20 protein-coding genes are annotated in these 19,894 nt (G+C 33.5%); 2 read left to right on the top strand and 18 right to left on the bottom strand.

The annotated features are described in order from the left end of the window. Positions 1 to 60: 60 nt before the first annotated feature. Together U0D62_RS24050 and U0D62_RS24045 are read right to left on the bottom strand one after the other, a co-directional pair. Complete coding sequence (locus U0D62_RS24050) at positions 61 to 957, bottom strand: hypothetical protein (RefSeq protein WP_322289911.1); 897 nt, start codon at positions 955 to 957, stop codon at positions 61 to 63. Between the two features lie 442 nt (positions 958 to 1,399). Next, the gene (locus U0D62_RS24045; RefSeq protein ID WP_322289910.1) at positions 1,400 to 3,130 is read right to left on the bottom strand and encodes a glycosyl hydrolase family 18 protein; all 1,731 of its coding nucleotides are present in this window, start codon (positions 3,128 to 3,130) and stop codon (positions 1,400 to 1,402) included. A gap of 429 nt (positions 3,131 to 3,559) precedes the next feature. Between U0D62_RS24045 and U0D62_RS24040 the strand changes: the two genes are divergently transcribed. Continuing rightward, positions 3,560 to 3,754, top strand: a complete 195-nt coding sequence (locus U0D62_RS24040; protein WP_322289909.1) for a hypothetical protein — start codon at positions 3,560 to 3,562, stop codon at positions 3,752 to 3,754. A 126-nt stretch (positions 3,755 to 3,880) separates the two neighbouring features. Here the strand turns inward: U0D62_RS24040 and atpG are convergent, their stop codons facing one another. From atpG to U0D62_RS23975, 13 genes are all read right to left on the bottom strand, one after another. Continuing rightward, positions 3,881 to 4,741: an ATP synthase F1 subunit gamma gene (gene atpG, locus U0D62_RS24035; RefSeq protein ID WP_322289908.1), complete on the bottom strand. Its 861-nt coding sequence runs from the start codon at positions 4,739 to 4,741 to the stop codon at positions 3,881 to 3,883. A gap of 38 nt (positions 4,742 to 4,779) precedes the next feature. Further along, positions 4,780 to 6,360: a F0F1 ATP synthase subunit alpha gene (gene atpA, locus U0D62_RS24030; protein ID WP_322289907.1), complete on the bottom strand. Its 1,581-nt coding sequence runs from the start codon at positions 6,358 to 6,360 to the stop codon at positions 4,780 to 4,782. A 21-nt stretch (positions 6,361 to 6,381) separates the two neighbouring features. Then, entirely contained in the window at positions 6,382 to 7,905 is a 1,524-nt protein-coding gene (locus U0D62_RS24025; protein WP_322289906.1) for a hypothetical protein, read from the bottom strand. Between the two features lie 13 nt (positions 7,906 to 7,918). After that, positions 7,919 to 8,446 carry an ATP synthase F1 subunit delta gene (gene atpH / locus U0D62_RS24020; protein ID WP_322289905.1) on the bottom strand — a complete coding sequence of 176 codons (528 nt, stop codon included), beginning with the start codon at positions 8,444 to 8,446 and terminating at the stop codon, positions 7,919 to 7,921. Positions 8,447 to 8,453: 7 nt separating this feature from the next. Beyond that, positions 8,454 to 8,954: a F0F1 ATP synthase subunit B gene (locus U0D62_RS24015; protein ID WP_322289904.1), complete on the bottom strand. Its 501-nt coding sequence runs from the start codon at positions 8,952 to 8,954 to the stop codon at positions 8,454 to 8,456. Between the two features lie 85 nt (positions 8,955 to 9,039). Then, on the bottom strand, positions 9,040 to 9,231 hold the full coding sequence (gene atpE / locus U0D62_RS24010; protein WP_027394417.1) for an ATP synthase F0 subunit C: 192 nt from the start codon (positions 9,229 to 9,231) through the stop codon (positions 9,040 to 9,042). 33 nt (positions 9,232 to 9,264) lie between these two features. Next, positions 9,265 to 10,332, bottom strand: a complete 1,068-nt coding sequence (atpB, locus tag U0D62_RS24005; RefSeq protein ID WP_322289974.1) for a F0F1 ATP synthase subunit A — start codon at positions 10,330 to 10,332, stop codon at positions 9,265 to 9,267. Between the two features lie 116 nt (positions 10,333 to 10,448). Continuing rightward, complete coding sequence (locus U0D62_RS24000) at positions 10,449 to 10,832, bottom strand: hypothetical protein (protein ID WP_322289903.1); 384 nt, start codon at positions 10,830 to 10,832, stop codon at positions 10,449 to 10,451. A 94-nt stretch (positions 10,833 to 10,926) separates the two neighbouring features. Continuing rightward, complete coding sequence (locus U0D62_RS23995; RefSeq protein WP_322289902.1) at positions 10,927 to 11,175, bottom strand: AtpZ/AtpI family protein; 249 nt, start codon at positions 11,173 to 11,175, stop codon at positions 10,927 to 10,929. After that, positions 11,123 to 11,563 carry a bactofilin family protein gene (locus U0D62_RS23990; RefSeq protein ID WP_322289901.1) on the bottom strand — a complete coding sequence of 147 codons (441 nt, stop codon included), beginning with the start codon at positions 11,561 to 11,563 and terminating at the stop codon, positions 11,123 to 11,125. Before U0D62_RS23990 ends, U0D62_RS23995 begins: the two co-directional genes overlap by 53 nt. Positions 11,564 to 11,584: 21 nt before the next feature. Then, on the bottom strand, positions 11,585 to 14,209 hold the full coding sequence (gene porW, locus U0D62_RS23985) for a type IX secretion system periplasmic lipoprotein PorW/SprE (protein ID WP_322289900.1): 2,625 nt from the start codon (positions 14,207 to 14,209) through the stop codon (positions 11,585 to 11,587). 237 nt (positions 14,210 to 14,446) lie between these two features. Beyond that, positions 14,447 to 15,142, bottom strand: a complete 696-nt coding sequence (locus tag U0D62_RS23980) for an ABC transporter ATP-binding protein (RefSeq protein WP_322289899.1) — start codon at positions 15,140 to 15,142, stop codon at positions 14,447 to 14,449. Positions 15,143 to 15,146: 4 nt separating this feature from the next. Then, complete coding sequence (locus tag U0D62_RS23975) at positions 15,147 to 16,622, bottom strand: DUF5687 family protein (protein WP_322289898.1); 1,476 nt, start codon at positions 16,620 to 16,622, stop codon at positions 15,147 to 15,149. A gap of 352 nt (positions 16,623 to 16,974) precedes the next feature. Between U0D62_RS23975 and U0D62_RS23970 the strand changes: the two genes are divergently transcribed. Beyond that, entirely contained in the window at positions 16,975 to 18,027 is a 1,053-nt protein-coding gene (locus U0D62_RS23970) for a ferredoxin--NADP reductase (RefSeq protein ID WP_322289897.1), read from the top strand. A 37-nt stretch (positions 18,028 to 18,064) separates the two neighbouring features. Here U0D62_RS23970 and U0D62_RS23965 read toward each other — a convergent pair whose 3' ends face one another. Genes U0D62_RS23965 through U0D62_RS23955 form a run of 3 tightly spaced genes read right to left on the bottom strand, consistent with a single transcriptional unit; the run spans position 18,065 to position 19,890 of the window. After that, positions 18,065 to 19,135 carry a glycosyltransferase family 9 protein gene (locus U0D62_RS23965; RefSeq protein ID WP_322289896.1) on the bottom strand — a complete coding sequence of 357 codons (1,071 nt, stop codon included), beginning with the start codon at positions 19,133 to 19,135 and terminating at the stop codon, positions 18,065 to 18,067. Further along, the gene (locus tag U0D62_RS23960; RefSeq protein ID WP_322289895.1) at positions 19,132 to 19,278 is read right to left on the bottom strand and encodes a hypothetical protein; all 147 of its coding nucleotides are present in this window, start codon (positions 19,276 to 19,278) and stop codon (positions 19,132 to 19,134) included. The genes U0D62_RS23965 and U0D62_RS23960 overlap by 4 nt, the downstream gene beginning before the upstream one ends. A 3-nt stretch (positions 19,279 to 19,281) precedes the next feature. Further along, positions 19,282 to 19,890 (bottom strand): DUF4254 domain-containing protein, encoded by a 609-nt coding sequence (locus tag U0D62_RS23955; RefSeq protein WP_322289894.1) that lies wholly within the window; start codon positions 19,888 to 19,890, stop codon positions 19,282 to 19,284. Between the last annotated feature and the right edge of the window lie 4 nt (positions 19,891 to 19,894).

Raw genomic sequence — 19,894 nt, 5'->3', positions numbered from 1 at the left:
TAAAAAAGATTAAATACCCTAAAAAGGGGAAAAAGAAATACTAAATAGAATACTATGTTTTTAGTATACTAACACATAATTATCGGTCCCTACAGTAAACGGAAGGATAGTCGTGGCTCCTGCAGCTGCTTTTTCCTGAACTTCATCAGTCCAACCTAAGCAATTGCCATGTATGCTGTTAAAAGTTACTTCACCATTATCTCTATAGGTTGCAAAAAATGCATTACCAATCTTATTTGTAAATGCAGCAACATCCTGTAAACCCTGCATTTGTGGTGGTGCAGGAATATTAGCAACCGGATGTGAGCTCTCATCTGGATCATCCATAAAGTGATCTATATTTACTTTATCATACTTAATATTAGTTTTAATAAAGAAGTTTTCTCCTCCTAACTGAAAGAAAGAAAAGCGTGTCCATCCCTGCGCCCACTTGTCTGACCACGTTTTTGTAGCGTATAATTTCTGATTTGCCGGAACGGATAACTGATATTTGTTTACAGATCCATTTTCTATATCATAGGCCACAAAGAAAATCCCAAAACGATAGGCAAAAGGCTTTGTTGTAGATAATCCTTTTCCAATTTTGGCACTATATATAGATATTAATTCTAAAGTATCTGATATTTCAATAAACTGAGCATATTCTGAAGAAGGATCATATGTTAGTAACATAGGTCTTCCTGCAAGATAGAATGTCTCTACATTGGTTGTCCCAAAGGAAATATCGCAACTAGAAACCTGGTTTAAGAACTCTCCTGTTTTCTCGTTTTGAGATTGGAACGTGTAAGCTTTTTTTGCAGATGGATCAAACCCTACAACATAGCTTTTATCATTTAGATTAAAATTGGCAAAGGTTTTTAATCCTTTTGGCATTGCAGATATTTTATCACTATCTATTGTGTTGATTACTAATTTCCCTGAACCGGAATCGACGGCATAAATTGTTGTGTTTGACATGATATTAAAGTTGGTTATTAATTTTTGGAGTAATTCGGGAAGCGATACTGTTTACTTATTTTATTATTAAACAGTACTATGAGGTAACCCGTTTTCACCCCTAATTGTTAATCTTCTCAAATGTATAATTTACTCAAACCACAAAACAGGGTATTTATACCCGTTTTTTATATCAAAAAGAGTCTTATTATATAATACTATTCTATCGGATCTCCAGTGTTTATAGTATTTTTAATAATGTTCCCATATTGATTTTCAGGGAAATAACACCTTTTTATTATTACAAATGGGATAAAACCTACTCTAAACTGTTTATTGATTTCGAAGATTTTTTTATTAATGTTACGCCAAATGTTACTAAGAAAAGTTGTTTTTATAAACAACAAAAAACCCCTTAATATGTATTAAAGGGTTTTCTGGTTTGAATATCTCTTTGATAAGATTAATACACGTATATAAGTTTAGATAATCCTGTTATCCTGACCACATATATTCCTTTTGATGAATTAAAAGAAAAATCACCTTTATTATCTGTTATCTTTTTTGACACTATTTTTCTACCTGTTAAATCAAAAATTTCTAAGTATGATATATCATCAATAGGAAAGGTAAAATCATAGTATATTTTATTATCTGTAAAAAATAGTTTTATTTCTTTATCTATCTCATCTACTGAATCGACAGATAGCACATTACATCCCAGTCCTGCATCTATACATTGTTTTTCATTTTCATCTGCAATATGCCTCAATAAACTATCTTGATGGTTTGGGTTTAAATCTTGAGTTAATTCCCAAATTATGATTCCCTGATGTCCATAATCATAGACAAATTCCATTTTTTCACGAATTCTTACTGGAGTTTCATAATATATATTTTCTCCATTTTGGTCGATATTACCATTAAAAGCACCTGGAGATTTGGGATCATATGATGTGGGAGCATTAGGGTATTTTGCCACTATATCCGCATATCTTTCAAATTCATATCCATTACCTCCATTTGGTTTTCTCGTAGAGAAATCATATCCATAAAAAGGTGCTCCGATACATAATTTATTTCTTTCTATATTAAATCCACCATCATGATTCCAGACAGGAGTTGCAATTCCCATCCAATACTCCAAAACTTCTTCACCAGAAAAAATTGGATTATCCGCAGATTGATGTGTATAAGTGTTCAATGGTAATTTTCTTAATGCTCCATGAGGACCAAATGGTGTTTCATTCCACGAGCCTGTGAAATCATAGGTAAATATCCCTATCCAATCCAGGTATTCTGCCATATCTTCATCATAATTATTTCCATACCAGGCTGTTCCAAATACAACTGAAGATAATAAAATATCTGGTTTTAGTTCTCTAATTTTTCTTGCTAATCGAGTGATTCCAATACCTGCAACATGTGGACCTTGATCAGTATCTCCAAAATTACTTCCTCTAACTCTACCTCCATCTTCTATAGTTTTATTAACATTACTGTCTGTCCACCAACATTCCATATCCAAATCAATACCATCCAAACCTCTGGATTCTACATAATCTACCATTAATTGTGCGATTTCTGTTATCTTTTGATCATCATTATAATAGCGGTTCATCAACCACAAAAAACCATAATCAATTGCACCGCCAATGGCTACCATAACTTTAGTATCAACAGCTCTAGAAACATTTAATAAGTTGGTACTACTATGTGTCAATATGGAATCAACATCTTTTACAGACTGTTCAGAAAACTTAATTTCAGAAACAAAATCGTTACTTGTATAATCCATATTCTCGAATACATCCCCGACATCTACAGCCTTAAAATCTAAAAAAGAAACTATAACATGAGAAATTTTTGAAGGATCATAGGTAGAAAAGTCATAGCTTTCTTGCCAAGTAGGCATATACCCTATTACTCTTCTTTTTTCTGTAAATGGTTCTCCAATTACCGCAGAGGCCTCACCGCAGGCTCCTTGATTACTCCAAGCCTCTCCTGGAGGTGGTGTATCTATCCAAAACTTTGCTTCGTAATTGATTCCATTCAAAGAAACTTTATCTCCTTGTATAAATGGTGCATCCACTTGGTTATATGTATCAAAACAGTCCTGAAACGTATATTGACTATAACCATAAATTCCTCTTAGCATAACCAGTAAGATAATTAAATAAGTAGATCTCTTCATATCTCTATATTTTTGTTTAAAAAAGTAAATCAAGAGACGAAGATAATGTAGCACCTTATCAGGTTCTCTTATATATTAGCATGTGCAGTGTATCGAAAAGAATTCGTGCTGAATTGGTCAGAATTTGTTCTTACCAAGAAATCATTTCTCAGGATTTTGCTATTATCTGAAAAAACCGCACTCTTAGAATACCTCTAATACTTAATGCCTTAAAAACCGTTGGATTGTTTATAAAATCTACATTAAGAAGAAATAAATAAACTTCTTTTAAGGTTTCGTTAGAAAAAGAAACGATCATCCAAACAAAATATGAAGGCAAAAAATTCAGGGATTTTTACTGTTAAATAAACGTTAACCGCCCTAAAAGGGTAGGAAAACATTATTTGAATTATTCCAACTTCGTATCATAAAACTTATAAAATTTAAAAAATGAATTATTTAAAAAATCTTAAACAATTTGAAATTCCAAAAGAAGCATTAAAATTTATTAATGGAAGCAGAGGATCAGACGTATGTGAAGCAGTTAATAACTGTATGCAAACTGCTTTTGATAATGGTAATACGTTTCTAATACCTGAATGTGAAAGGGTTCTTGATCCAAGCCACAGTTGTCGTAATAGATAAAGGATTAGAAACAAGAAAATATAAATATGTGAATGCGCCTCTAGAATGTGGAGCATACAAAGCATAAAAAAAGTCCCTTTGGTTTGACCAAAGGGACTTTTCAATATTTTACTAGTGATTAATGTACTAGTTATTCAATGCTTCTGCACCTCCAACGATCTCTAAGATCTCATTGGTAATCGAAGCTTGTCTTGCTTTGTTATATGACAATTTAAGCGCATCTCTAAGCTCTGTTGCATTATCCGTCGCTTTATGCATTGCTGTCATACGCGCACCATGTTCTGATGCAAATGAATCACGTATAGCTTTATATAATTGAGTCTTTAAAGACTTAGGAATTAATTGCTCTACAATCTCTTCTTTCGATGGTTCAAAAATATAGTCCAAATTCACATTTTTTTCGCTTTCTACAGGCACAATTGGCAGAAATTGTTCTGTTGTAACGATCTGTGAAGCTGCATTTTTAAACTTATTATATACAACTACGATTCTGTCATAAGAACCATTGGTAAAGTACTGCATTAATTCCTCAGCAATATCAGCAACATTTGCAAAAGTAAGGTCATCAAAAACTCCACTTTTATTTGCAACTACTGTATGCGTTTTTGAAACAATATCGTTTACTTTTTTACCAATAGTGACAAAATCAACTTGTTTCCCTGCATATGTGTTCTCATAAAGCTCTCTAACACCTTTAACTATATTAGAGTTAAAAGCTCCAGCTAAACCTCTGTTAGAAGCGATAGCTACTACTAAAACTTTATTTACTTCACGTTGCTCTGAGTATACACTTGCGCTATCTCCTTCTAGAGAAGCACTTAAACTTTGTAATAACTCAGTAAGCTTATCTGCATAGGGACGCATTGCAGTAATTGCCATCTGTGCCTTGTTCAACTTTGCTGCCGACACCATTTTCATGGCGCTGGTGATTTGCATCGTTGAAGATACAGAGGTAATCCTACTACGTAATTCTTTTAAATTTGCCATGTTTTATAATTATGAATTCTGAAATTCAGAATTATTAATTAAGCCTTATATTTTGCTGAAATCTCTTTACAAGCTGACAATAACACATCTGTTACTTCATCAGTCAACTTTCCTGCTTTTAAAGTATCTAATGTATCTCTGTGTTTAGCATTAAGATACTCTATAAAGTCACTTTCAAATTCTTTTACCTTGTTTACTGGCACATCCTTTAATAGGTTCTTAGAACCTGCGTAAATGATCGCGATTTGATCTTCTACAGTATATGGATCATTTTGTGCTTGCTTAAGGATTTCAACGTTACGTTTACCTTTTTCAATTACATTTAATGTAGCCGCATCAAGGTCAGATCCGAACTTAGCAAAAGCTTCTAGTTCACGGAACTGTGCCTGATCAAGTTTTAATGTACCTGCTACTTTCTTCATTGATTTGATCTGAGCAGATCCTCCTACACGAGATACAGATATACCCACGTTAATCGCCGGACGCACACCAGAGTTAAATAAATCTGATGTTAAGAATATCTGACCATCAGTAATCGAAATTACGTTTGTTGGGATATATGCAGATACATCACCTGCTTGAGTTTCGATAATTGGTAATGCTGTTAACGATCCACCACCTTTTACTTTATCTTTTAAAGAATCAGGAAGGTCATTCATATCTTTTGCAATACTATCATCTGCAATCACTTTTGCAGCACGCTCTAATAATCTTGAGTGAAGATAGAATACATCTCCAGGATATGCTTCACGACCTGGTGGGCGACGCAATAATAATGATACCTCACGGTATGCAACCGCCTGTTTTGATAAATCATCATAGATGATTAATGCAGGACGACCTGTATCACGGAAATACTCACCGATTGCAGCACCTGCAAATGGAGCATATACCTGCATTGGAGCAGGGTCAGAAGCGTTTGCCGCTACGATTGTAGTATACGCTAAAGCTCCTTTATCTTCTAATACTTTTGCAATACCTGCAACTGTAGAAGCTTTTTGTCCAATAGCAACATATATACAGTATACTGGCTCTCCAGCATCGTAAAATTCTTTCTGATTTAGGATCGTATCAATACACACAGTAGTTTTACCTGTCTGACGGTCACCGATTACCAACTCACGTTGTCCACGACCAATTGGTACCATTGCATCAATTGATTTAATCCCTGTTTGTAATGGTTCATTTACCGGTTGACGGAAAACTACACCAGGAGCTTTACGCTCTAATGGCATTTCGAAAGTTTCACCTTCGATTGCACCTTTACCATCAATAGGATTACCTAATGTATCTACTACACGTCCTACGATTCCTTCTCCAACGTTAATAGATGCAATACGTTGTGTACGTTTTACAGTTGCACCTTCTTTTACTTCTGTCGAAGAACCTAAAAGTACTACCCCAACATTATCCTCTTCAAGGTTCAATACGATACCTTCTAATCCGGAATCGAACTGCACTAATTCTCCATATTGAGCATTAGACAATCCATATACACGGGCGATACCATCACCTACCTGTAATACAGTTCCCACTTCTTCCAGAGAAGCTGACGCCTCAAATCCAGATAATTGTTGCTTTAATATTGCTGATACTTCAGCAGGATTCACTTCTGCCATAACTATTATTATTTCTCTTGTTTACTTACAAGAGTTGTTATAAAAATTAATAAGTTCTTTTATATTCTCTAAATCTTGAAAACTTGCCTCATCATATGTGCCATCTCCATAGCTACAACCTAAATACTCATTAAGTTTGGCAATCTTCTTTTCTTCTTTTATCAGGCTTCCAAATTCAAAATTGAATGCTTTTTCCTGTTTATCAGTTTTGATAAAGTATTTATTACTTGGTATCCCCTGATATATTGTTACTTTTCCACTTTTAAGCACTTCTTTCAAGTACTGTGCTCCAGATCCTCCTATGCTTATTGCATCGCCAGAAGCTAACATCCCGTTGCTTTTAATTCTTACACCTTGATAACAAGTCTCTGAACCATCTGCACTAAAAACACAAAAACGTGTTTCTTTTTTGGCTGCAAGCATTTTTATTTTCTTCTTTTCCTTTTCATTAAGGTATATCACCTTTACTTTGTTTCCGACATTATCTCCTCCAATGGTTGCAATGTTACCACCCATTTCATTTGGATTCTTGATTTTCTCGAAAAGCATGGTCACTTTACCTTCAAATCTTTGTCCTTTATCATCTATACCGTATCCCAGTTGATCATAAATGTTAGAAGAATTTGCTTTCGCCTCTTCATAATTTTCTTGAGCTTCTGCTCTTATTTCTTGATTGGCTTGGGCTACCATTTTTTTGGCATCTCTTCCTAATCGTATGTCTTTAGCATGTAAGTATCTTACTGCTTCGATCATAAATTCTTTTGTCGCGTATTTATCGGTCGCCTTGAATCTATATCTAGAACTATAAGTTAAAGGATTTGTTAGTAATTGTGATACGATTGTTACCTTTCCACTTATATCTTGTGTTACAGTTCCTATCTTCACATTATCCAAATCTCTAATTACAATTGTATTAGGATCTGCAAATCTATAAGCTCCGATCATATTTTCAATCTCATCAGCATTGCGTATTCTATCATCCACAGATGATGATGTATATGGAATACTACCTCTAAAGATTCTTTTTAATTCTGAATCTACATTAATACCCAAACCAGCAGTGGAAGCATACTCTTCTGCTGCTGCATTGGCTGCTGTAACTAATTTTTTGTATTTCTCTTTACTGGCTCTTTCTCTCTTCTCACCAAAATACTCTTTAATCTTATCATTATCTACTGCTCCACTCACATCAAAGAATCCTTGCTCTTTCATTAAGAATTCTGCAATAGCTTTCTTCATATTAAGCGTAAAAGACAGATATTTCATATCCACTTCATTTTCATGCTCGCTGTCTTTATTTTTAAGAACCAGCCATTCAAATTTAGTGTTTTCGTCTATCTTTTTCAGATTGTAATCTGCAGTAACAAAAACTTCTCCAGTAGTTGAATCCAAGAAATTATATATCCCCTCTTTTACCTCTACTCTAAGAGGTGTTTCTTTTTTGTCAATCAGAATAACATTCTTCTTAACTTTAACTTTTTGTGCTGTAATAGAAACAGTAATCAACAAAGTCAAAAAAGATACTATTAATTTCGAGGTTCTCATTTTATCTTGGTTATTAATTACTTAATTCTCTTTTAAGCGTTGTAAGTTTATGCGCAATACTTGCGTTATATTGCATATCTCCAACTCTAAGAATAAATCCACCAATGATACTTTCGTCAATAACATTCTCTATAGTAGCTTCATTTCCTGTCAATTCTTTTACTTTAGCAAGAACCTTAGTACTTAAAGCTTTATCTAAAGGAATAGCTGTGGTTACCGTAGCTACTTGAGTATTGTTAAGCTGATCAAGTAAGATAATATATTGTTTAGCTACACCTGCTAATAAATCTACTCTCTTGTTAGCAATTAATATGTCAAAAAGTTTATGTGTAATGTCTCCAGCGCCTTTAAATATCTCTTTTAATGAAGCAAGCTTTACTTCACCTTTGATCAAAGGGCTTGTTAACACCATTCTGAGTTCGGCGCTATCGCTTGTGGTAGCGATAATACTTTGCATATCTTTCTGAACATCTTCAGTGGCTTTTTTATCTTGGGCTAAACTCAAGACTGCCTTAGCATAACGTATTGCTGCTCTACTCATGTGTTTATTAGTTTAAAGTAACGTCTCCCAACATAGATTCAACCAATTCTAATTGCTTGTCTTTGTTAGCTAATTCTTTTCTTACTACTTTTTCTGCGATCTCTACAGAAAGTCCAGCTACCTGATTTTTAAGTTCTGCTAATGCAGCTTTCTTTTCGCTCTCGATAGTAGCTTGTGCTTGTGCAACAATCTTATCTGCTTCTGCCTGAGCTTCATTCTTCGCATCAGAGATCATGTTTTCTTTAAGCTGTCTTGCTTCTTTAAGCATTCCGTCACGTTCTGCACGAGCCTCGTTAAGGATACGTTCGTTATCCGCCTGAAGGTTTTGCATTTCTTTTTTTGCAGCTTCAGCTGATTCTAATGCATTTTTAATTCCCTCTTCACGATTATTAACCGCATCAAGAATAGGTTTCCAAGCAAATTTTCTTAATAATAATACTAAACCTACAAAAAGTAAGATCTGCCAGAAAAAAAGGCCGAACGAAAAATCATTTATTAACTTATCCATCAGTAATTATGTTATTTTCTTTATTGTCTAATTTTAAAATTTAAAACAACAGCTATAACCAACCGTTATAGCTGTTGTTTATACATTACGCTGCGAATAATGCAGCAAATCCAATACCTTCAATAAGTGCTGCTGCGATAAGCATAGCAGTTTGGATCTTTCCTGAAGCTTCTGGCTGGCGAGCGATAGCTTCCATCGCTTGTCCACCGATTCTACCGATACCTAATCCAGCACCGATTACAATCAAACCTGCTCCTACATAATTTAAACCTTCCATAGTAAAGAATTAAAAAAATTAAACAATTATCGTTTAGTGATGTGCCTCTTCATTAGCCATACCAAAATATAGCGCTGACAACATCGTAAATATATATGCCTGTAATGCTGCTACCAATAATTCTAATATTGATAGTGCAAATGCTAACCCAAATGACAAAGGACTACCTATCCAGCTCTTAAATAAGAACATCATTCCAACAATACTCATTAGTACTACGTGACCGGCAGTCATATTTGCATACAAACGAATCATTAATGAAAACGGCTTAATAAATACCCCTAATAATTCTATAGGAGCTAAAACTATTTTCATAAACGTTGGTACACCTGGCATCCAAAAAATGTGACCCCAGTAATTTTTATTTGCTGTTATGTTTGTAATTAAGAAAGTAAGCAATGCTAATCCAAAGGTTACCGCTATGTTTCCGGTTACATTAACTCCTAGCGGAGTCATCCCTAAAAGGTTTAAAAACCAAACAAAGAAAAAGATAGTTAACAAAAAGCTCATATACCTCTTGTATTTCTTTTCTCCAATATTTGGTATTGCTATCTCGTCTCTTACAAACAACACTAATGGTTCTAAGAAACGACCTGCGCCTGTAGGAATACCATTGTTCTTTTTATAAGATTTTGCAAGACCTCTAAACATAAAAAACATAAGTAAGCCAATTAACAACATGCTTACAACATTTTTTGTAATCGAAAAATCTAATGGTTTTGCATTTGTAGGATGATGCTCCTCGTCATAAGTAATAGTTCCTTCTGCATCAGTCTTGTATACTTTACCGTGATATAGTTTATAGTAATCACCGTTATGCTCTGCTACTGTTTCTCCATGATGAAATTTAGAAGAAGAAAAGAATTTCAACCCATTATCCCAAAGTATAACCGGCAACGGAAATCCATAATGCTTTTTTGTTTCTTCATCAGAGAACAAAGTGAAATCATGTGAGTCTTGAAGGTGATGATCGATAAATTCTTTTATCTCTGTTTTTAAATCTCCTTTACCTTCTTTCTTTGTTTCTGTAGCTAACAGATTTGAAGTGGTAAAAACCAGGGTAAAAGTCAATAAAATTTTAACTATGGTACGTTTTTGCATTACACCTAAAGTTTCGGTTCCTAAATTTCGGTGCAAATGTACATAATTATGTTAGATTCTTAAACTATTTTGCCTAAATAAGTTTAAGAAACTTTTAATATATGTAATTGATTGATTTACAGGTATTTATTTGAATTCAAGATTTTAGAAACATAGTACACTTCTAGTATCAAACAAATTAGGTAAGCAATAAAGAAATCCAGAAAGACATTTTTGTCAATTTCTAAATCATTGAGCTTAGACACGATAATAAAAGTAGCTATTTTTATAAGACCACCGCCCATAAAAATAAAACCTAATTGGTCTTTAAATCTCTTACTCACCAAAATAATCCCCGAAGTAAATAGGATTGTAAAGACACTATTAAAAAGATACGATAGGTTTATAACATCCATATTTCGTTGCAAAGAAAAGGCATTAATAATACCTATATGCACGAAATAACTTGCCGTTATAACTATTCCAAAAAGAAATAAAAATTGAAATAAATTCTGAAGCATACGTTTTATTGAACTTCAGGATTAGAAAAACAAATTATGCCTTGACAAATAACTTCTATCACTCAAGAAAAAACATATAGTAAATCAACTCTAATCATTTGGATCTATTGATTCGATTTAATTGTTTAATTACTAAATATATTGAAGCTGTCACTCCAAAAAGCACAAAACCCATCGTGAACCATTTCTTCTCTAGCTCATAATACGCATCTAACTTTTTACCAGCATAGGCACATAAAAAAATAGTCGCTCCCATCTGGAATGCTATTCCGGTTAGAGCGATGTATTTATTAAGCTGATTTCCCTTGCCCTTGTGGTTGTCCTTGTGGTTGCTTTTGCTCACCTTGTTTACCTAATGATTTTACGCCTCCTTTCATAGAACAAGATGCATTAAAGTTTGCTCCTGGCTCTACTGCTAGTTTACCTACACTAACTTCTCCTTCGATATGTGCTGTAGGTTTCAAAGAAAGGGTTCCAGATATTAAAAGAGTTCCTGAAAACTTACCTTCAAAATCTGCATCAGAACATTCTAGTGTTCCTTTTATAAATCCTGATTTTCCAACAACTACTTTACCTGTGGTTTTAAACGTTCCTTCTATAGTTCCTTCTACTCTAAAACCTCCTTCGGAGACAATATCTCCAACTATCTTGGTTCCTTCTGAAATCTTGTTTTGATTTCTGGAATAATCGGCTGTGCCTTGATCTTTTCCTTTTTTATTATCTGAAAACATATGTTAGGGGGGATTAAATTATTATTCTGATTCTGGTTTTAAATATTCTTGTAGATTTTTATGGATTTGTACAATCCTATAATTTGGTGAAGTAATCGTAAAGAATTCTCTTTCTACCTTCGGAAAATACTTCTTCTTTCTATTCCATTTGGATAAGTCTACTCCTCTGGTATCTTCTACTTTACCTATGGATAATAACTCAGCCAGTCCTTCTGCTCCAAGTTTATCTCTTCGAGTATGTATCACCACAAATTGCTGATCCTTTGTATAAACATCTAAGGACACTTTCATTTTATCGTACCTAAGCTCTTTAACAATAAACTCTATGCGTTCTTTTAACTCAGTAGATTGGTTCTCACCCAAGGTAGAAAATGCATAAATAAGTTTATGATTTTTTTCTTGATCTGTTTCTGTTGAAAAAGCACTATTCTGAATCTGTGGGATTGATGTTTGATATATCAATTGAGCTTTTTTACCTTCTACACTTTGCGGATAATTAAGAGATACATAATTTAATGCTTCTTTGTAAGCCTCAAACCCCTTATAACGTCCTACCGCTTGAGCTTTAAGAAGTTCGAATTTAGGAACAAATTCTTCTCCCCCAAATTTGGTAATCAATTCATCACTTTCCTTAATTACAGAAGCATATTTCTGTGCTTGAAAATCTCTATACAATTTATTATATCTGGCTTCAGGACTATCTTGATCATTCCTCAGCTCTTCGTCAGGGTTTTGAAGAATTTTAGCATACCTGGATTCCCCATGATTATTAATAATATCTTGTTTTACTCCATTAGCTTTTTCGATCTCTTCTTTAATAGAATAGATTTTGTATAGATTATATTTTGAAGGTATTATTAAGCGTTCTTCTGGGTCGCTTTTTAATAAATTTTCAAATTTATCAACCGCCAAATCATATTCCTGAAACTTTTCTTTATAAATAACTCCTAGTTGGTAGTATGCAAAATTGCGATCAACTTTTAAACTGTCTAAAACTTCTGGTTCTGTTGGTAGTTGTGAAATATATGTTTGCGGATCAAATGTAGGGTCGGTTTCTATAGAATATTCTTCCTGAGATATTTCTTTATCAGTTGAAACAGCAGCAGGATTCGAAATACTCGAAGTTCTCCAATTATCTTGTAATTCGCGATTACCATATGTTCTTTTGAATGCAGTTTTACCGTACGCAACTGTTGTTGGGTTATAAAAATAAAATACACCTGTAGTAGCTGGACCTTTTGGGTTCTGAGAACTTATGCTCGTATTTTGTTGATTAAACCTTTGCTCATTAGGCAACTCACCTTTTATTTTTGCAATCTCCGCAGCTTCTTCTGCTGCCAGAGCTTCTGCTTTTAACTTTTCTGTATATTCGCTATAATACACTAGCCTTTCTTCTGGAGACATCGCTACAGCATTAAGAATACTATCATTAGCACGTGCTATACCATCATAGAGTATAACATCATCCAGATTATCACGTTTTTTCTTAAGAACACGGTATTTTTTTGAGTCAACAACCATTCGTTCTAATGTACTATCGTAATAAGCTCCTGCTATTGCATATTCTTTAGCATCAAAACTAAAATTACCTAATGTTATATAATTTAATGATTCAAGATACTTGTCTTCAGATTTAGTACGTAGAGATTTATTATAATACGCTATCGCAAGATCAATGGAATCTGTATTTTTAAAATAAACTGCTTTTTGATTATAAATAATATCTAAAAAAGGTCTGTTTTCACGATTCTCTTCTAAATCGGTAAGTAATTCTAGAAACTCTTCTTTGTTACCTCTATCGTAATCAAAATTACGAGCCTTTGCCATATAGGCATTCATTAGATATCGTCTAGGTGTTCTTCTATTAAGATCAATTACATGATCATAAGCATAATTGGCACTGTCTTTATATCCCAATTGATTTAACAACTGTCCTTTGATATATAGATATCGTCCTTTATGTTCAAAATTCTTGGTATGTACAGCAGCTTTATTAATATATGTTATAGCAGAATCCCTTTGCTCCAGATTAATATATGCTTGTGCTAACATGGCCGTTGCATCAGAATAATCTTCGGGTTTCATGTATTCTTCCTCGATCATCTTCATCAAATCTTCTATTGCTTTTTCGTTATTGTCGAGTCTTAAATTGGCTTTGGCTCTCCATACTTTAGCATGATTGATCGTATTACTTGTAGGGTATTTATATAGGATATAATTAAACGCTTCTAAAGCCGGAACAAAACGCTGCTCAAAGTATCTGGCTTTTCCCAATAACAAAAAGGCTTCGTCAATTTTAGGATTACGCTCTCTATTATCGATAAGCATGCTATGCTTTTGAATAGCTTTTGCTGCTTTTTCTTCTGCTTTATCAAAATTCTGATTTAATACCTCATTAGGAAGTCGGACATCCTCACTTACAATCATTCTCTCAACAGGAAGCAACTCCCAAAAATTATCTCTGTATGTATTAACAATATCCTGTAACCCTTTGTCATACGCTACTCTACCGTTATACAAAGTATTATTCTTGGTCGTAACATCATGCCAGTTACGACTCATCCAGGTATCTTTTTTACGTGAACAATTGAACCCTAAAAGAGCGATAAGCAGGACAACGATAATTTGTGATAATTTTCTGTTCAAACCTCTAATAATTTATACACCTGATAACTTAAAAACAATGGTTTTAGTACATTATGTGTCTACAAAAACAATCTGTGAGCTGTAAAAATACATTTCTTTCTTAAAAAATCGGATTATTAACAACTTTTTCTCCCCTTGAGGATTAATATTATTAAGAAACATCCTTTTCGCAAAAAAACATCACTATAAATTATAGTGATGCTTTTTATAAAGTTCCCAAAACTTTTTTGTCTAATATTATTTATTGAAATGCTCTTCGAGCTCTTTTAATGTTTCTTCTGAGGTTTCTAAATCTTTTACTACTTCTCCTTTATCCAAAACAACTATTCTCTCACATACTTCTGTAACATGCATTAAATCATGACTAGAAACTAAAACTGTAACTTCTGGATCCGAAGATAAATCCTTGATAATTTTTTTTAATCGAATTTGGGTAGTAGGATCCAGATTTGCAAAAGGCTCATCCAGAACAATTACTTCTGGTTTACCTATTAATGCTGCCACAATTCCAGCTTTTTTCTGGTTTCCTTTAGAAAGGTCTCTAAGGTATTTTTTCTGACCTAGAATCTCGCCATGAAAGAAATCTTCAAACTGCGAAAGCAATGCATCTACATCAGCTTTGTTTTGCCCTCTTAATTCTCCTATAAAATAGAAGTATTCTTCTGCAGTAAGGTATCCTATTAGAAAGGTTTCATCAATAAAAGCAGAAGTAATTGCTTTCCATTCCTCGCTCTCATTTACCTTAATTCCTTTATTTTGGATATGTCCGGTTGTAGGTTGGATCAGGTCTAGTATAGCACTAAACAAAGTTGTTTTTCCTGCACCGTTATTCCCTACAAGTCCAAAACTATTTCCTTTATGAATTTCGAGTTGTTCTATATTAAGAACGGTGTTTCCTGTATATGTTTTTGTAAGATTTTGTACTGTAATCATCTTTTTACTTTTTTTGTTTATATGCCCAAATGGTCTTATACTTTTCTGTTCTGTAAATGCTTTCAATTTTATCAAAAACTTTATCCTTAAATGCAAAACCTGCAATCCCCGCAATTGTTACCAATGCATATCCTGCATATGGACTATAAGCATAATGACCTATTGCGTATAATATTAATGGCAAAACCATCTTGGGTAATGATAATAATAATGTTTTAGTATTAAAGGCTTGTTTATCTCCAAATGCCTTTTTATTACTCGTAAGGTCAATGGGGGTTTTTACATATGCACCAGCCCACAGAACCACGTGAGAATTTACTCCTATGTTATAGATTGCTCCTACAATTATGGCCAGGTACACTTCCCATCCAAAATATAAATATCCAGAAGCCAAAACGGTAGACACTAATGTAGCAATAACCATCAGCCACCATTTTGAAGATAAATATTCTTTGTATTTAATATTTTGACTCATCATAAGCGGGTAATATGAACTATCCCAGCTAGGCACAAATTGTCCGAAGCTCAACAAAAAACCTCCTGTCACAAAAATAGCTGCAAAGATTCGCCATACAGGTCCATCATATGCTTCAACCCAACCTGTAAAAAACAACAATCCATAAAACAAGAACACAACACTTAATATCACTGTAGATCGTGCTCTTTTGTTTCGTTTGATCAGTTTAATATCGTTTTTAAGAAAAGTTGCTGTTTTTCCGAAGCGATCTAACCACTCCAGGTTTTCTGTTTTAACATCCTTAGCCTTAGAAGCTAGTCCTGCATCCAGATATAAATCTCTAACAAATGATCTGAAAGAAATAATTATTAAAATAAGTAATACAGCCACAGGTATTAGCAAAATAAGACCCGAATCATAAAAGCCTTTGAAAAAAGGAGCCGTATATTGTGTGATATCAAAATATTCTAAGTACTGAAGTCCTCCAAAAATTGCGACAATCCCTCCTACGAGAAATATCAGGTTATCTTTTTTGTTAAGGAGAATATTTAGAAAGTTATTACTATAAACTAGTAATATCAAACCTACATTCCATAGCAGTACATCTAAAAACGGATGATTTCCTTCTGCTACCAATAATACCGAAAATGGAATAAAGAAAAACGCGTGAATAATATTGAAAAAGGAAAACACTGTTTTACCAAAAGCAAAAGAGACAATCTTCTTTTTATTAAAAGGCAATAATAACAGTGGTTTTATATTAATTACTGGCATTTTTTGTAATGCATATCTAAATACTAAATCCACAACTACCCAATAGATCAAAAATCTATTTACCACTTCTAAAGGATCCAGGCATAATTCTTTTTTAATAAAAACAAAGGCTCCTACACCTCCAGAAGCCATCATGATAATAAACCATACGGCCCAAAACCCCATAAAGATCTTCATAAAAAGACCTGAAGCCATTGAGGCAGATCGCCAGAAAGATTTCCATTGTAAATTGATAAAGTGCTTAAACATAATCTTGGTCGTGTTTTAAAGAAGTAGATACAACTTCCTATAATACTTAGTAATCAAAATCTCGATTTTGTTACAAAAAGATTCTAGCAATTCTTTATGAAATGAGTTATAGCAACTAAATTTATATCTATCAAAAGAGATGTTGGAGATTCTATATAACCTTATAAAAAACAATAAATACAAACTGATAAAATAATAATTTTCTCTTAAAATATAGCTGCTCTTTAGGCATTTACTATTTTTGCAGAAATTTTAAGACCCTAGATACGGTATCAGGGTTCATTCAACAACCTAATCGAATTTTTTATTCTATGGATTAATTTTCGCATTAGGGTTTTATTAAAATACAAAAATGGCTGATTTTCAAAGTCTTACGATTAAGAATATTATTAGAGAAACATCAAAAGCAGTTTCTATAGAATTTGAAGTACCTACTGCACTAAAAAGTGTTTATACTTTTACTGCCGGACAGTATATTACCATAAAAACACAGGTTAAAGGAAAAGAAATTCGAAGAGCTTATTCGATTTGTAGTGCTCCAGGAAGTGGAATATTAAAAGTTGCTGTAAAAGAGGTTGAAGATGGAACCTTTTCTGTAATCGCAAATAATGAATTAAAAACTGGTGATGTTCTTGAAGTACACCCTCCTGAAGGAAATTTTGTTTTAAGAACAGACAATACTGCCAGAAATACTTATGGAGCATTTGCAGCAGGAAGTGGTATTACGCCAATTATGGGAATGATTAAAGCGGTTTTAAAGGAAGAAGCTAATAGTAGTTTTGTTTTGGTTTACGGAAACCAAACTCCCGAAGAAACTATATTTTTAAATGAATTATCTGAGCTTCAGGCAAATTATCCGGATAGACTTTTTATAGAATCATTTTACAGTAGAAGCCAGGTGGATGGAGCACGTTTTGGAAGAATTGAAAAATCTACGGTCAACTATATCATAAAAAACAAATTCAAAGACACCTCTTTTACTGATTTTTATCTTTGTGGTCCGGAAGAAATGATCAATGATGTAAAAACTACACTTCTGGAAAACAGCATAAAAGAAAGTAACATTCATTTCGAACTATTTACTAGTAGTACTCAAGAGGTTGAAATTGATGCTAATCTCGAAGGAAAAACATCTATCACAATTATTGTAGATGATGAAGAGTTTGACTTTGTTATGGATCAGAAGAAAACCATTCTCGATGCTGCTTTAGAAGAAGATATCGATGCGCCTTATTCTTGTCAAGGAGGAGTGTGTAGCTCTTGTATTTGTAAAATTGCGGAAGGTACAGCTGTTATGGAAAAAAACAGTATTCTAACTGATAGTGAAATTGCCGAAGGACTAGTCTTAGCTTGTCAAGCTCATCCAACCTCATCAAAAGTGAAAGTTGATTTTGATGATGTCTAGGTAGTATTATCCTATATCCTCAATACTAAATAATTTACTATAATTTATTGATTGCTTCGATTACAGTTTGAGGTTTGATTGAGTACATTACCTTTTCATATCCCTCTGGAAATTTATTACCGTAAATGGATGTTGGAATCTGATCATACTTTGCCAAATTAGGTAGAATAGCATTTTCTTTTGGCTGTCCAAAAGGCATAAAACCAGCAAAAGGGTGGGTCACACCCCATAAAGTAATTGTTGGCACTCCATACATTGCCGCTAAGTGTGTATTACCACTATCCATAGACAACATACCGTCCAAATTGCCTATTAATTTTAGCTCATCTGTAAAAGATAACTTGCCTACCACGTTAGTAGTATTTTTATATTTACTCTCTATATTATTAAGAATATCTTTCTCTCTTTTACCACCTCCAAAAAGAAAAATCTCATATTTATCCTCTTTATCTAATTGCTCAATTACTTCTACCATTAATTCTAATGGATACGTTTTGCTTTCATATTGTGCAAAAGGAGCTATTCCCAACCATTTCTTTTTCGAATTTTGGGTTAGTTTTATAATATCTGGAGTTAATGATTGTTTTTCAGGAAATTTATGGCTCTTCAAATCGATAGGATATCCTAATGCTTCAAAAACATCTGCATAACGCTGATGCGTTGTTTTAAGTTGCTCAAAAACCTTATTTTCTGATTTGGTCAGGGCCTTTTTCTCTGCCCTGCCTTTATCGATTTGAACTACTTTTATTTTATTAAAAGAAAATAATGTTTTAAGTATATTAGATCTTAGAACATTATGTAAATCTGCAACTTTGGATATACCAAGTTGCCTAAGCTCTTTTGATAATTTGGTAAGTCCTAAAATTCCTTTATGCCTACCATTAACTTCTGCCGGGAATACTTCTAAATTATCAATCCCTGAAAACATGGGTTTAAAAAACTCACGAGTAAGCACCGTAAGTTTTATATTGGGATACGTAGCTCTAAAGATTCTGAGAACAGGAATCGTCATTGCCACATCACCCATGGCTGAAAGGCGTATTACCAGAACGTTCGTTTCACCCTCATTGAGGGTTTTGTTATTTTCTAATATTGTTTTTTTTGTCAAAACACAGAATCCTCCATCATTTTACTTTTTGTATTAGGGATAGAAGTGAACCCATCTACCAGACGATCAGTAATCCCACATCCTGAGGGATCAGGAGGCGAATGCAACAAATTTGTCGACAGCACACCCACTCCAACACTCAAAAACTATTTTTCTCCACGTAATACGGGATTTAACTCGTCGTCATTATACATTTTCATCTGTTTATAGACTTTCATGTACTTATCACCGCTTTGAATATCTCCTAGTAGTGTATCTATAGCTGTAGATAAATCTACTTGTTGTTCTAATAAGACATTTAATTTTTTCTGACAAGATGCTTTATGCGTATCTGTAGCTCCTTCTCTAACCGTTTCTTCTCGCATATGGTACACTTTTAGTGCCAAGATAGATAATCTGTCTACTCCCCAAGCTGGGCTCTCTGTATTAATTGTAGCATCTGCCTTAGGATCTATATCTTTATATTCTTCTAAAAAATAGCTATCAATATATTCTACCATATCTGTACGATCCTGGTTTGATGCATCTATTTGTCTTTTTAATTTTAAAGCTGCCACAGGATCTATTTCTGGATCACGAATAATATCTTCATAATGCCACTGCACAGTATCAATCCAACATTTACGATATAACAAATGTTCTATTGCTTTAGATTTACTATCATAAGGGTTAGAAAACTCTTGATCCACGCTATCAATCACGTGATACTTGTCTATGACTTCTTTAAAAATTTTATTTGCTTTATCAGTGAACATAAAT

Source organism: Aquimarina callyspongiae, from assembly GCF_034322225.1.
Classification (GTDB): Bacteria; Bacteroidota; Bacteroidia; order Flavobacteriales; family Flavobacteriaceae; genus Aquimarina.
The sequence above is the reverse complement of the archived record's forward strand: the minus strand, read 5'-3'. Positions and strand labels throughout refer to the sequence as shown.